This window comes from Xanthomonas sp. CPBF 426 (assembly GCF_903989465.1).
Classification (GTDB): domain Bacteria; phylum Pseudomonadota; class Gammaproteobacteria; order Xanthomonadales; family Xanthomonadaceae; genus Xanthomonas; species Xanthomonas euroxanthea.
Map to the genome: position 1 here is coordinate 1787793 of NZ_LR861805.1, position 14158 is coordinate 1801950.

Below are 14158 nucleotides of genomic sequence, written 5' to 3' on the forward strand. Positions count from 1 at the left end.
AGTGCGCCTCTCAAAGTGCTTGGCAATTTAGATCAAGCGTTAGATAATCTGGGTGTCTTCCATATCATATGATTAGCCGATGAGCAAACAAAGCCTAGATTCGATTGCTTCAGCCAGAGCCAAGCTTGAGGAAGAGCTAAGAAAGCTTGAAGAGCAAGAGGCCAATCTGCTGCAAGAAGAAGCTGCGAACGCTTTTCAGGAAGTGTCAGATCTGCTGAGCCGCTTCGGCCAGCACTTTACCGCCAAGCAGAAAGCAGATCTCGCAGCTCAGCTTGGAGCTTCTGCTGGCGGACCTGGTCGTCCGAAGAAAGCAGCCGGCACTCGTAAGGAAGTGGCTCCCAAGTATTGGCTTCCCCACACGCAAGAAACTTGGTCTGGTCGTGGTAGGACCCCACGTGCTTTTGCAGCTTACGAAGGATCGGCGGCTTATAAAGAATGGAAGGCAAAGCATCCGGACGAAAAATTCCCGAAGTTTCCGGGATAACGAAGAGCCCCGCATCGCGGGGCTATTTTTTGAAGCATTTTCTGTCGGATAGCGCTTTTGCAAATTGCCCTGGCGTATAGATCGGGATCTCAATGCCGGGATTGAACTTGGCAAGTGTCTCCGCACACGCGCGTAACTCGGGCGGGCATTCGTTCCGATCAATATACGACTGCAAGCCCGGAACCAGAACACTTTCTGACGCAGAACCGATCACCTTGTGTCCGGTCAACGCCGCGATTTGAACTGCTCCGACTTTCTCACGAGTCAAATTTGTGGCGAAGGTGTGTCGGAAAATATGAGATCCGATGCCCGTCTTAAACCCTCGTTTTTTCAGATATCGGCCAAACTGTTGAACCATCGCGCTCCCGTAACCCTTCATGTATGCCTCGCCATCGTAGACTGAAATTGTAAGCGGCAGATGCGGGAATAAGCGGTCTTGCCCCGTGGATTTGACCTCATTGACGTAAGTAAGAATGCCGGCGTCGAGAAGCGGTTGAGCAATAGGGATGACTCGAATTGACGAAGCGTTTTTAATGCGCTGATCTTTGGTCGTCACGCGGAAACAAAAACAAGAAATGCCGTCGATGGTGACAATGTCTGAGATTTTAAGCTGTGCAATTTCGCCTGCTCTGGCACCGCTATAAAGCGCGATCATCGGTGCCCACCATCGGTGGGGCATATCCTTGCTCCATTGGGCGTAGGGTTCTAATTCGAAAATGCGGGCTAGGTCATCTCTGCTGAGAGGTCGGCGAGTTTTGACCAATGTCGAGGTATCCACCTCAACAGCAATGCCTTTCGCGGGTGAGCGTTCAATGTGTTCGGCATCAAGCTGCATATTGAAAAAGGCATTAATCCGCTTAACGTGATTGTTGTAGGTTGCAGCGTTTATGGATGAATGCTTTTCCTTTCTGCCTATTTCCAGAATTTCCTGGAAGCTTAAATATTTGTAGGCTTTTTTTCGCCTGGCATTTTTGGGCCAAAACTTATAGCTGTCCAACGCGGCACGAATATCGGTGTCTGTGACTGACGCTATTTGTTTATCGCCAATGGCCGCAAGCATGACACCAAGCGTTTGCTCATTGGATTGAATGTGTGTGAGCGTCATTTTTGTCCGTTTCAGATCGGAGATATATCCCGTGATCTCATCCGAAAGCATGCGCACTTTGAGAGTTGGCTTTTCTTCGCTGTAATCAGACTTCTTGCGCCTAGCTCTTCGCGTGAGCGTTTTCAGCACTTTGTCAAAGCACTCGGCTGCATCTACCCCCTCAACAATGATCTCACCGATGACGGTATTTCCGAGGGGCAAATTTCTAATGATGCATCTGCAAGATGTGCTTTGTTTTGTATGATCGGGCATGGAGTTTCCTTCTGCACCCGACACTAACGTCGAGCAGATGGCTGTCAATACCCATGTCGAAAACACTATTTTTGATGCAGTTTGTTTTGTTGCGCTAAATTTAAAATCCCCAGCAGTGGAAGGAGTCGCGAACAATGTTATATAAATGGGTTAGATTTGTTGCGCTGTTTAATCACTTTGAAGTGAGAGCGTTCAAGAGCACGCTTAGCTCTTTATCGCTAATCAGGCCATCGACATAAAGCTGGGAGAGGTGCTTCACGCGCTTAGGCGGGCGGACCTTATTGGCTTTGAGGACTTGATAAGTTGTTTCTACCATTTTAGTGCGGAACGCGCGCTCTTCTTCGTCAAGAAGAGGCTCGGCGAGGTGATAATCAGTCGATGTTGTTTTTTTACCCATGCCACATTTATAATCGGGAATCAACTTCAGTCAAGGTGATTCCTGAGCAAGTATAAGAATCGCCGGGAAGCAGCACGACCAACCCGATTCTTATGGACTGGTATCATTTAAGGTCCTCTACGGAGCTTTCAAATCATGGATACCGCATGCTCCCTTTATCAATTTCTTGAAGCTGCTTCCGATTGCGCAAAAGACGCAATCCAATCGAATGCCAGTGCGGTAAGGCGATGCGCTGAGCTGGACGCTTTCATTGAGAAGTCAGCAGCAGCTCGTTTGCAAGTGCCCATTGCGGCCCTTCTGCGGTTGAGTGCCAGAGGCATGTTCTGTGCATCGGTCAACACTGCTCTCATTGGATACCGTGCAGCGATCTTTCCGACTCTCAGAGCGTGTCTTGAAGCGGCCTGCTACGCACAACTCATCGAACAGAAGCCAGAGCTTGGCGACGTATGGGTTAAACGGCATCGAGACCAAGATGCTCGAAAAAGGTGCCGAGTTGAGTTTAACGATGCAGTCAAGAAAACATGCAAGCGTTTCGGTAAGTTGATGCCAGAAAGTGCAGGTCTCATCACTGACATGTATGACTCAATGATCGATGACGGTGCTCATCCTAATGTCAGATCCATCATTCCTTCCATTAAAATGGAGGAAACAGACACACATTTTGAAGTAGGGCTTGGCTTAGTTTTGCCTAGTAGAGTTGAGACTTCTCTCTTCTGCTGCTTTGAGATTGGCCTGTTTACATCATGGCTTATGACCGATTTGGACGTGATAGACGAGGAATTTTGGATCGAAGCTGCAAATTTAAACGAAATGAAGAATGAGTGGGAGAGGGAGATTTCTGATTAGCCGTGCGGGTTGACGACCTTATTTAAATTAAAAGAAAGGCCCCGACTGGGGCCCGCTTTTTATTGCTTTAGTTTAAATTAAAGCTTCAAGCCTTCATTGACGGCTTGTCGAATAAGCTCATACCACTTGTCCATCTCGCGCTCATTTCCAAAACTGATCGTCCAATTCGGGTGGTAAATGTCTCTCACACTGACGCTGATCGTTCCTTCATGTTTCGAGCGGTGCCAATGCTTATCCCAGGAGCGAACATCCGAAAACTCATAGGCTTTGGCGGCGCTGCCCATTTTAAATTTAATGGATGAGCGAGCAGTAGAGATCGCAATGCCAGTGCGCTTATTAAAATGGAACCGCTGATAATTTTCCTTAAAAGCTGCACGCTCACTGTGCAGCTTCAAGGTCACAAGAGATCCAACCACAATAAAAAGGGCACCACCAACCAACAGAAGAGTAAGGAAATTCCAGACCGTCATTGAAGCTCCAAAGCGGAGGAGGGGGATACCAATGAGAAGAGGATTACTGGATGCGGCCAGTGACCTTCCAAACTCCGCCAATTTCCGAAAAGGTATAGACGCCGTCCATCTCATGGCCGAATTTTCGTCCCATGGCTGTGACTTCTGCACTTACGTCACAGGCATAGCTTGGAGCACCTTCTGCCTTGGTGCATTTGCCACTCTTGAAGTCTTCAATCCTGGCGTCATCGCTGCCGTTGTCTTTCACGTATTGCAAGAACGCATGCTCTCTCTCCGTCTGAGCCGGACCACTTCCTGAGCAGGCTGTCAGCCCGGCGATGAGCAGGATGATGAGTGCGACACGACGCTTCGACATGGTTGGGTCCTTTGCCTTGGGTGGGTGCAACCAGAAGGGTTGCAACGAAGCAAAAGATACGCTAAACGTAACATACGGGCAACGTAATTTACGAACAACGTAGCTTACGTTCATCCTTGGGGCATGACTTCTCCCAACGCCCGCAGTGTTCGTGTCGTCTTCGCCGCCCGCATGAAGAAGCGGAGGAAGACGCTTCGGCTCAGTCAGAAGGCCTTAGGAGTGCTCATGGGACTACCAGAAGATGTCGCAGGCGTTCGAATTAATCGATACGAGCGGGCAGTGCACGAATGCGACAGTGAGACCGCCCAGAAGATGGCTGACGCTCTTGGGGTCTCGCTTGCCTACCTTTATGCAGAGACAGACGAACTGGCAGAACTTATCCAGGAGTTCACGCAGCTTCCTGCCAAAGAACAGCACGCGCTCTTGGCTGACATCAAGTCGCGCTCTAAGACCAATCGAGTGCGTTAACTGGCACAAAGTTTGTCGGTGAAAGACGTGATCGATGTAAGGGTTTTCTGATAATTATCAGATTTTCACTATTTATGTGACGCGCGTCACTTCATCTTCGATTTTTGCCTTGATTTGACATAGTTGTCAGGGCATGTTGCTTGGGCTCCGTCAGTGCGTCGAAATTTTATGGATGGAAATTTTGAGTTAGCGCCCCTTGATTTGGCTTTTGCGCCACTTCCAGGACGACGCGATGCGCCTAATGCTTCTGTTTGGCTCGATGCATCGTTTTCGGTCTATACGCCAGCGTTGTTAGAGCCGCCACTTCGAACCTATGAGAAAATAGGAGATTACCAACGGTTTGAGTCAGATGCTCAATGCGTTGGCTACCTTTCAGCTCTGTCTTCTCGGTTAGTTCATGTATGCAGAGGAGCCTGGAAATTCTCTGGCATTCCTGATTTGAGGGCAAGTCGCTACGCGACATCAGCCATCAATGCATCCCTTAAAGCAGGGCTTCCAGATGCGCATGGCGTTTTAAATTGGTCCTTGAATTTAGCAAAAAATTTGGGCAATAGCCAAGTTAAGAGCCGCACGGATAATGCATGGGTCGGTGGAAAGAAACCGTCAGAAGCCTGGCTTGTTTTACCGCAGGCAGATCAACTGCCTTATCTTCTGAGAAACCTCGAAGATTTGCTACAAGGAAAGATCGCCCAGCCGATCAACTGTGCTTTTTTCGAAGCCATTGCGTATCAGATGATCTGCATCCATCCACTTAGTGATACTAATGGACGGGTAACCCGCACTCTCCTGATAAATCTGGCGGGACGCTATCGAAATCTTTATCCGCTCTATATTGCGCATTGCCTGAGCTTTGCTAAACAGCGAACAGGTCAAACCTGGATGCAGGCATCTTCGACTGCCACAAGCCTAGACCTCAGCAATTCAGATATGTGGTTGGATCAAATTAATTTGATCTTGCAGAAAATTTCCGATTTGGTGTCGGCTGGTTTGGATCCAAGAGCGTTGTGGTCACTTCTTTCATACGGATATGTATCCGTAGAAACGCTTTGTGCTGGAAAAAATGCATGCAGTCCAGCGCTTGCTGCAAAAATTATGGGGCGTCTGCCGGCGCTATTAGAACAGGAACAGGGGATATTTTACTCAGCCGAGCTTGAAATCCTGATCATCGGAATTGATCGCTCTATTAATAAGGATAGTTATGAAATTGAATGAGTCGCAAGACGGCAAGCCCAAGCAGCTCAAAGCTGCGATCAGGCGAACCATTTATCTGACCTTGGTGCTAGCAGGGGTTGCCAGCGTCTTATCGCCATTGGCAACAGCCTCCGATACTGAGGGGACCACGACAATGCCGCCCGTCGAAGTTCCGCCTCCCTACATCCCGCCGCCGATTGAAAATCCGACACCACCTTACTATCCAGATCCGGGCGACGGCGGCGGTGGTGATGGTGGCGGCGGCGGCGGTGGCGATAATGGAGATCCTGAGGTGGTTTGCAATAACCTTAGAAATCAAAAGCCTCAGATGTGTCCGAACCCGATACCACTTCCAGCAGGCGCAACATATGCCCAAGACAAATTGCCTGGCGCGAGTATCCACGGAAAATCTACGCTTTTGATGGCGATTGGTTACTCGCAAGGCAGAGCGTTTGGTCCTAACGGGACGACAGCTGCACCCAATGAGACCGCCGCTTGGCTCATGGATTTCATATTAAATAAACAGACCGAGAATTTTACGAAAAACGGGCTGCCCTTAAAAGAAGCCACCAAGATTTTTCGAGAAGACGTGAAGGCGGTATGCGATTATGAAAGCATGGAATCGGATAAATATCGCATCGTGGGTCAACAGACTGTGCCGGAGTATTATTGTTTTGAAATCATGAAGGCGCTCGACATTGAGGCTGATGACCAAATGAGCTTTGTTCAATTCTTTATCGACTGGTCTAAACGTTATGCCGTCAATCTTGAAAGATATGTTCCAGGAGAAGTCCTTAATTCCGAGAGTTTAGATAACTCGATTGGAACGAAGTGGCGAGTGACAACAGCCGATGCGGCTTGTTCGAGATGGTGGACCACTTTTCAGGAAAACCAATGCAGTCTATAATGGATGGCACTATGAAAGCGAAATTTATCTTGTGCATGGCAACACTTTCTATCGCGCTTGCTGCCTGTGGAAAGACTGATAAGCCTGCTGTAAATGAAGATGCTGCGAGAGAACAGTCTGAAACGTCTGCAACCGTCGACAATAATCAGGGTGGGGTGGCAAGTGCAACCCCGAAGGCGAGGAGCACCCCAGCACTGAGTGGTGTGCAAGATGCAAAAGAATATATGTGTAAGAACGGTGTAAATGGCTGCAAGATCAGTGGTCCGTTTGTTGCCAACTCAGAAGCCGAAGCAAAGTGGCTTTTGTCGCATGGCTATCCCACTGAAGCAGAATTGGCGAGGCTGGAAGGTCTAAATTTGGATCAGTTGAAGGCAGAATCTCAGGCCGGTAATCAAGCAGCGACGGTTATTTATGGGAAGAAGATTGCACTGAATGGCCCATTTTACAATGGCATAGATATTCTACGGCGAGCAGCAGTGGCCGGAAATCTTTATGCTTATTATGGGTTATCAGATGTCTATGCAAGCGATGGTGAAAACAAGAATCTAGTTGATAGCATTGCTTATTTACGACTGGCTTATATCATAGGCGATAGTAAAGCATCCGGTGAAATTGCTCAGCGTGGATTGAGTGGTGTTGAAAATGTTGTTGCTGATGAGCGCGCAGCATCTCTCTACAAGACGTTCTCTAAGTATCAGCGTCCGTCCCCGAGGCCGATTGAGTAAAATTTGAAGCCTGGATAAAAGGTGAGGAGGGTTCCCCTCCTCACCTTTTAATTGTGCTCAAATTTCGGCACGGTTTTATTGGCTTGTGCCTAACTGACGTTCTTCAAGAAGGGTTTTAAGTATATTTGCAGAGATCAGCTCTCTGAATATGGTATAGAAGAACCAAGCGCACCATAGTGAGATGACGAAGGCGAACAGCGATGCATTACGTTGCTTAGGCACTTCTTTTGTTAAATGCGATTTGAGAATGGGATCTGCCCAGACGTCGCAAAGAATTTTAAGGTCTCTTGGATCGAATGTTGGAGGGACGACTTGTTTGTCGGCGGTGTTTTTGCACTGTTCGATCGTTAATACGTCGCTTTTGGTTGAGATAAGCCCCAGAGTCTTCGCCTCATTTTCTGAGATAAAAAGGTTCGTATCTGTCTCTTTTAAGGTGACTAACAGTCTGTCCTGGGTGGCAATCGTGCCTAGGATGGCTGCGAGAAGAATAAACCCCACGAATGCGATAGATGGCAAAATCAACCACCACTTAGAATGAACTCTTTTGGGGTGGATGACGTGAGTTTTGAGGTCAAACGCCCAACCTGCATGTCCAATGAGTTTTAGCGGGATATTGTGTAAGTCCGCGAATCCAATGAGAGCCTTCGCGTCTTTGAGTGTTTGGACGCGAATTTGATGTGCCATTCGAAATCCCGCAAGTGCGGAGTGGTCTGCTAAATCCTTTCGGATGACAGGGTCTTCAATGTCGTCCTTGCTGATAAATAGACGCAGCACACGGGTATTGATGGGATGGAGAGAGCCTGTGCGCCAGCATGTAAATGCAGCTGCCAACAGAAAAACGATGATGGAGCCAGCGGCGATTTCGCCGGTTAAGAATTTAAGCCATTCCATTTTTTGTAGCTGCCTTCTGATTGTGATTGACGGTCTTTGTTTGCCGCTTGATTGCGGCATTTGGGATCACATTATACTTAGTCCGTACAGGTTTTGTTCATGTTCATTTGATCATGGGCGTTGGCCATCTGCACCCTGCAAAATATGTTTTAAATTCACACCTAATATTCCCTCAAATAAATACCTAAAAAAGAGAAGGTCAAGGGCCCACATATGGTTATTTGCTCCGCAAAAACCGTAGGCATCGCTTTCGCGATGAAATGCCGCTGCTTGCGCATCGAGTGGGCCTAGAAGCTCTGCTTAGAAATGACACAAACCCCGTGATTTATCTCTCAAAAACGGGTCCAGTGGTTTGATCTGGACAAAAGAAAGTTTAGCCATTTTGTTATTCCCACTATCAACCAATCTCAACCGGGAAATTAATGGCAATTTATCATGTCAGCATCAAATCGTTTAGTCGTGGAAAAGGTCAATCATCAGTCGCAGCGGCTGCTTATCGTGCAGGGATCAATCTGCGGGATACAACTCACAAAACGACGCACAAATATGAGAAGAGGTCAGGCGTTGTTTCACAACAAATGCTTGCGCCCGAAGGAGCACCGAGGTGGTGTCTCGATGTTCGAAGCTTCTGGGATATTAATGAGCAACAAGAAACCAGAGCAAATGCTCGGGTGGCGAGAGAAGTCGAAGTTTCGTTACCTAACAGTCTAGACGCTCCACAGCGCAGAATGCTTGCGGTCGCACTTGGTCAGCTTCTTGTCGAGCGCTATCAAGCGGCTGTGCTGGTTGCTGTTCACTCACCTGGTCGAAGAGGGGACCAGCGCAATCATCATGTGCATCTACTCATCTCTGCCAGGAAAGTAGACGCCAACGGTCTGGGGGAGCGGGCTTGTGCTGAGTTCGACGCAAGGCAGGGAGCAGGGGCAACGGAGATTAAAGTTCTCCGTGGAGAGATTGCTTCCACCATCAATGCGCATCTCATCATGGCCGGCGTTGAAGCACGAGTGGACCACAGAACACTGAGGGCCCAAGCGCAAGATGCTTTCAAACAAGGCGATTACGAGAGGGCCAGAGCGCTCACCAGAGCCCCGAAAAAACGCGTCTCGCGGGGTGAATTCTTCCAAGCCAAGCGCCATCAGAAAGCCGTGGCTTTGGGTGAAAAAATCACATCAGCGGATCGACATTTTGCTCAAATTTTAAAGGAGCGTCGAGAAGCTCAGCAGGGCAGGGATATTCATGGGGTCCCAGCAAGCCATAGCCATGAAGCAGCACTCAGGGACCGCTTACGAGAGAGAAGAGATCGGTCGTCTTTACCAAAGAATGATCGATCGAACTCCTTTCAAAGGCCAAGCCAGCAGACGCTAAATCGTATCCATACTCAATATAGTCCTTTGACTAGGCAAGCCAGCAAGGTGACACGCTTGGCGAGAGCCACAGGCAAAGATGCAGAGGTTTTAAATCAAGAAGCAGAACTCATTGAGCAATGGTTGGAAGCGCAGCATGAGATGGCGAAGCAAGCATTAGACATTCTCAACAGCATCCCGGGCATCCAAATTGAAGACTGCTTCAACCAAGCGTATGACGCGTTGATGTGTCGGCGAGTGGATCAATATGCGACCAAGCCATTTTTATTTGAGGACACTGAGCAGCTGGGCCGATCCATGTTGCGCTATGCACGGATGCTGGTCAGCCCCTACCGAGCGCAGTGTGACTACCTTGCCGCAAAGGCCAGGCTCTCAGAATTCGATGGTGAAGCGCCAACGGCTGAATCAGCGTTGGCCGCTCGACAAGCTCAAAGGGCAAAGCACATGATCTCCAAGCGGGTGATGAAGTTAAGAGAGTGGAGGATCGATGATGCCAGGAGGAGTCTCAACGGGAAAACACGAGCACTTCTACGGAGCTTTTCAGATAAACCAGCCTCAGCGGTTATGGATACGTCTGTTGAGAAAGGTGCTCAGGCCGCAGCCGAGAATAGGGACATGCAACTTAGGCCACCGAAGCCAAGGTTTTGAGAAAGAAGTGCCACCCTTTGATAAGGGCGGCAAATTTTAATAAATAATTGTTTACTTTTCATTTTTATGGCTTATAAAGCTGGTAGGTAAAAATATCGGTGATGAAATGAAATTTTTTGAACTATTTTGGATTTTAGTTTTTTTCTACTGGGTTTACGCAACTACAAAAGCGTCCTGCGAGTCATTTAACGAGGTTGAGGACCACCGGAGACAGCAGCCAAGCAATAAATAAGTCAGCAAGCATGATCGTAATTAAGAAAAGTGCTCGCTGCCACTTTGGCCTGGCAGGCGCATTCCAAGAATTATAGATTGAGTCGCCTACATAGCCAGCGATTACAACGAATGCTAATGATATCAGTGCTGCTACCAACAAGTTTCCATTTTCATTGCGAGCAGGAATAAGAAAAAATGCAACAGAGGCTAAGACCGCTGCGGTTGCTGTTGAGCCTAGCGACGTTGATCTCGTCATTAAAATCTCCTTTTAAGATGGGTGAAAGCTGAAAAGTATTTTAAGTATTTATCTCATTTGCGCTTCTCCTGATGGAATTAAGTGACTTCGATAAGGCCACATGATGAGGCGTAGTAACGTCCACCAAAGCACGATGGTTGCTGTCGAGGCGAGGTGCTCATCTTTGATCAATCCATGGCCATAGAGATTTCTCAAATTGTGACCCGATCGGTGCGTGAGAATGGCTTTCAGCTCGATTACGATGTCTTCGTGGAACACCTGAGCGATGTCTTCATGACCTAACAGCTCACTTAAAGATTTCTCTTCCTCTACACCATCTTTGATGGCGAGCGTATTGATGTTGTGCCGCTTAAACACAGCACGCACAAAGGGCTCAGCTTGTGGAATAAGAAAGACGGCGGCTTCTTCCCAATCGTGTTCCAAACCCGCGAGCAAGCCTCTTGCCAGCGACCACTCGTGCCCCTCCGGAACCACAGGAGATGCATGAGTAAGGGCCAGCAAATCATTGAGCGTGGGCTCATACTGATTGCGGACCAAGCTGGTGGCGTGCATAACAGCAACATTGGCAAGCAGCGGATGATGAAAACGACAGATGTTTTCGATCATGTGCTGTTCCAAATTGGCTGGATCGTTGGCATCGAACGCATCTCCTCGTTCGACTGGAACGCCTTCATCGTTATAGACCACTCTCGAAAAGAGATGTTGGAAGACATATCTCTTCGAAGTCTCGATCACTTCTGCTTTTATTTTCTCGACCGAGGTGAAGGTCGAGAACGCAAACGCTATTTGGGTTAGTGCCGTAGGCAGATCGGTGCTTGTGACTTGCTGCTCGACAAAAGCAATGAGGTCTTTGGTATCGATGGCGTGACTGACGGAGTGCATCTCATCCGAGATGGTCCTTCGGATTTCAGCTAACTCTGATTGCAGCTCGTTAATTTTGGTTCGGTTACCTCGGTGCCTCCGAAGCAAGCCGATGCCTTCTGCCATCCAATCTGCTCGCACCATGGCCTGTCGGTCGCCACGCGCTTTTTTTATCAGGGCATCGGCTGCTTTGTGATAGCACGCCTCAGATCGAGCAGCGTCTTTGGCTGCATGCCAAAGCCGGGCAGCCTTTATATAGAATTCTGGAATATTATCGCGGACTGCCTCTTGGTTGATCGTGGACCAAGCGTCAACTGCTCTTTCGAGCTTTTCAGCGGTTGCTTCCGCCAAAGAATGTTGCCTTTGCAAAATTTCTTCTATGAGTGCGGAAATGATGCCAAGGTGTTGTCTTTCGATAGCGCGATTGATTGCATCAACAGTTGTTCCCCAAACTTCCTCTCGGAACGCATCTTCTTTTCTGCGAAATTTCCAGCCCAGATGCATCGCTCGCTGCAAGCACTCCACAGAGTTCATCGCTCTGAGAGGTTCGTCCCCTTTGAGAAATTTCTTGGCATGATCGAGGTAGGCTCGGGCTGCTAATGCTCCCATTTCTCCCATTCCCCGGCCCTTTAAACCAACCGATGGCCCTGCTACGCACGCCACATCCGCCAAGCGCGCTTTAAGCCAAGCATTTCTCGCGGACTTGGCCATGGCTTGAAGAAACTGCACATCCAGTTGTCCAAGGTGCTGCGGAGCGGGTGTGCAGCGATTACCATCCTGCCACATTGGTCCAAATGGCTCTGGCAAGTTTCCACGGAAGTGCATTGATATGACTGCACTAAGCAACTTCAAAACCAATGCTTCTTCTTCGTGGCCTTCCTCAGCCAAATTTTTAGATCTTTGATCCGTCAGCTGGGATGCACCCCAGCGGTGATTTGTCCAGTCGTGATCGGCGAGATGGGCCTCCCAATCGAAATCATCCAAGATTGTAAGCGGAACAGGCTTGTCGATAATTGATGGCAGTGTTTCGGATGCGCTTGCAGCTTCCTCTTTTGCCGCTTGATCTTGACCGTCCATGCGCAAATCCTCGTGTCTAATTTTTCCAACCAGTTTTATTTTTCACCGCAATAGCTTCTTGCTTTGCAGTCTGTCGTCGCCGTTCCATGTGGCGAACCTGTTTAAACGAAAGATCAAATTGCTTAGGCTGATAGGCTGGCAAATCAAGCGGTGGACCAAACTTTTCCAAGGCTTGCAAACGGGCTGGGACCGTGGGCGGATCAACATAATGTTTCAGCCCCGGTGGGAGCGTCAGATCATGCCCTGTGATCTGCTGAGTGGTCATCACCGAAACGCCATGCTCATTGATCAACGCATTGGAAAGGGTGTGGCGGAAGCAGTGGAAGCTTTTGAGCCGTTGTGTTAATCCGCATTTCTTGGCATACGTTCGGAATTGGTCGCCCAACGCATCCCCGTAACCATGTTCACTGTGATACGGCAGATGGGGAAACAGTCTGTCAAAACCAGCCGACTTGACCTCATCTCGATAGACCAAAATTCCTGCTTCAATCAGTGCAGAGGGAAGTGGCACAAAGCGGGAAGAATGCGGATTTTTCAAGCGCTGATCGGCTCGTGTCGCACGAATGTGGATGCCCCAACATCCTCCCACTTGATCTAGATCATCCACATAAAGTTGCGCAACTTCATTGATGCGGGCACCTGTTGTTAATCCCAACAAGGTGCCAAACCAGCGATGGGGATACTTCGAAGCCCACATTTTAAATGTTGAAGGCTCAAACAACGCGTTGAGTTCTTCTTTTGAAAATGGATTGCGACTTGGCTCATCGGTGGTTGCCTTCGACCGATTGAGGATTGCCTTATGAGGAGCTTTGCTGATCAGATCTTCGCTGGCCAACGCATTAAAAAATGCTGCCAAACGATCTCGATGCTTTTCCTTCGTGCGCATCCCAAGTTTGGCGTAGCTGCCTTTTTTGGCTTTCTTCAAGATGTCGGCAGGGGCCAGCCCCGCAAACTCTGCCTTCTTGCTCGCGTTGCTGGGGTAGTGCTCGATGGCTTCCAGGAAGCTCCGCACATCATCGGCTTTGTAGTCTTCAACAGGCTTGTCACCGACCAACGCAACGAACAATCCGAGGCTGTATTCGGTGTCGAAGATGTTGGTCGCACTTCGACCGACTCTTTTCATCTCACGAACATGGATGGCTGCGCGTTCAGAAAACAACGGCCCGGCCTTCTTCCTCACTTCGGTGGAAGAGGGCAGCGGGAGATTTTTCAACGCTTCGAGCAGCCGAGCATGGTCTTCGGCTCCGTCAGCAGACAGTTCCATCCCACCCACCTTGATGGTGTAGGGCTGAGCTTCGTTGCCTTGCAATGCGGCCAAAGCCTGGCTCAGCAAATCGTCCTTCATGCTGCTTGCCCCCCGCCGCATCCGATCGAATGCTTCCGAGAGTGCCACAGCAGTTCGAGCTACGGCCAGTCGGGCAGCATCACCCAGGGACAAGCGAACGGGACGGACAAGGTAGCGCGAGCCAATGATGGCTTGCAGGTCGGTCGGGACGAAGAAGCGCACGTAGAGCCCAGCAGGGCGGCGCAGAAAATAAGGCTTCGGCACGGGGTTTGATACCTCGTTTGATACCTAACGCAGGCTCAAACTGAACATCAAACCCCGGGCCTAACCTTCGCGAAATCAAGCACTTACTGCTCTTTTCCG

15 protein-coding genes are annotated in these 14158 nt (G+C 49.1%); 7 read left to right on the forward strand and 8 right to left on the reverse strand.

Annotated elements, in window-relative coordinates:
* Positions 1 to 79 precede the first annotated feature (79 nt).
* Entirely contained in the window at positions 80 to 484 is a 405-nt protein-coding gene (locus H7A87_RS07640; RefSeq protein WP_119129052.1) for an H-NS family nucleoid-associated regulatory protein, read from the forward strand.
* Between the two features lie 22 nt (positions 485 to 506).
* On the opposite strand, the gene H7A87_RS20815 is transcribed toward H7A87_RS07640, so the two are convergent.
* Together H7A87_RS20815 and H7A87_RS07650 are read right to left on the reverse strand one after the other, a co-directional pair.
* Entirely contained in the window at positions 507 to 1841 is a 1335-nt protein-coding gene (locus H7A87_RS20815) for a site-specific integrase (RefSeq protein ID WP_231895772.1), read from the reverse strand.
* 172 nt (positions 1842 to 2013) lie between these two features.
* Positions 2014 to 2238, reverse strand: coding sequence for a hypothetical protein (locus H7A87_RS07650; RefSeq protein ID WP_088056792.1), 225 nt, complete (start codon positions 2236 to 2238; stop codon positions 2014 to 2016).
* A 135-nt stretch (positions 2239 to 2373) separates the two neighbouring features.
* Between H7A87_RS07650 and H7A87_RS07655 the strand changes: the two genes are divergently transcribed.
* Positions 2374 to 3084, forward strand: coding sequence for a hypothetical protein (locus H7A87_RS07655; protein ID WP_119129053.1), 711 nt, complete (start codon positions 2374 to 2376; stop codon positions 3082 to 3084).
* A 77-nt stretch (positions 3085 to 3161) separates the two neighbouring features.
* Here H7A87_RS07655 and H7A87_RS07660 read toward each other — a convergent pair whose 3' ends face one another.
* Entirely contained in the window at positions 3162 to 3554 is a 393-nt protein-coding gene (locus H7A87_RS07660) for a hypothetical protein (RefSeq protein WP_119129054.1), read from the reverse strand.
* A 43-nt stretch (positions 3555 to 3597) separates the two neighbouring features.
* The gene (locus tag H7A87_RS07665) at positions 3598 to 3909 is read right to left on the reverse strand and encodes a hypothetical protein (RefSeq protein ID WP_119129055.1); all 312 of its coding nucleotides are present in this window, start codon (positions 3907 to 3909) and stop codon (positions 3598 to 3600) included.
* Between the two features lie 171 nt (positions 3910 to 4080).
* On the opposite strand from H7A87_RS07665, the gene H7A87_RS07670 reads away from it, so the two are divergent.
* From H7A87_RS07670 to H7A87_RS07685, 4 genes are all read left to right on the forward strand, one after another.
* Positions 4081 to 4377, forward strand: coding sequence for a helix-turn-helix transcriptional regulator (locus H7A87_RS07670; RefSeq protein WP_119129244.1), 297 nt, complete (start codon positions 4081 to 4083; stop codon positions 4375 to 4377).
* A 168-nt stretch (positions 4378 to 4545) separates the two neighbouring features.
* On the forward strand, positions 4546 to 5589 hold the full coding sequence (locus H7A87_RS07675) for a Fic family protein (protein WP_180496933.1): 1044 nt from the start codon (positions 4546 to 4548) through the stop codon (positions 5587 to 5589).
* On the forward strand, positions 5576 to 6475 hold the full coding sequence (locus H7A87_RS20820; RefSeq protein WP_232087949.1) for a hypothetical protein: 900 nt from the start codon (positions 5576 to 5578) through the stop codon (positions 6473 to 6475). Before H7A87_RS07675 ends, H7A87_RS20820 begins: the two co-directional genes overlap by 14 nt.
* Positions 6476 to 6486: 11 nt before the next feature.
* Positions 6487 to 7200: a hypothetical protein gene (locus tag H7A87_RS07685; RefSeq protein WP_232087950.1), complete on the forward strand. Its 714-nt coding sequence runs from the start codon at positions 6487 to 6489 to the stop codon at positions 7198 to 7200.
* Between the two features lie 75 nt (positions 7201 to 7275).
* Here H7A87_RS07685 and H7A87_RS07690 read toward each other — a convergent pair whose 3' ends face one another.
* Complete coding sequence (locus H7A87_RS07690) at positions 7276 to 8091, reverse strand: DUF6216 family protein (protein ID WP_180496935.1); 816 nt, start codon at positions 8089 to 8091, stop codon at positions 7276 to 7278.
* Positions 8092 to 8513: 422 nt separating this feature from the next.
* On the opposite strand from H7A87_RS07690, the gene H7A87_RS07695 reads away from it, so the two are divergent.
* Positions 8514 to 10103 carry a MobA/MobL family protein gene (locus H7A87_RS07695; protein ID WP_119129060.1) on the forward strand — a complete coding sequence of 530 codons (1590 nt, stop codon included), beginning with the start codon at positions 8514 to 8516 and terminating at the stop codon, positions 10101 to 10103.
* A 181-nt stretch (positions 10104 to 10284) separates the two neighbouring features.
* Here H7A87_RS07695 and H7A87_RS07700 read toward each other — a convergent pair whose 3' ends face one another.
* From H7A87_RS07700 to H7A87_RS07710, 3 genes are read right to left on the reverse strand one after another with little or no spacing between them, the layout of a single operon-like run.
* Positions 10285 to 10572, reverse strand: coding sequence for a hypothetical protein (locus H7A87_RS07700; protein ID WP_147421103.1), 288 nt, complete (start codon positions 10570 to 10572; stop codon positions 10285 to 10287).
* Between the two features lie 48 nt (positions 10573 to 10620).
* On the reverse strand, positions 10621 to 12510 hold the full coding sequence (locus H7A87_RS07705; protein WP_119129061.1) for a DUF4209 domain-containing protein: 1890 nt from the start codon (positions 12508 to 12510) through the stop codon (positions 10621 to 10623).
* 16 nt (positions 12511 to 12526) lie between these two features.
* Entirely contained in the window at positions 12527 to 14059 is a 1533-nt protein-coding gene (locus H7A87_RS07710) for a site-specific integrase (protein ID WP_119129062.1), read from the reverse strand.
* Positions 14060 to 14158 lie beyond the last annotated feature (99 nt).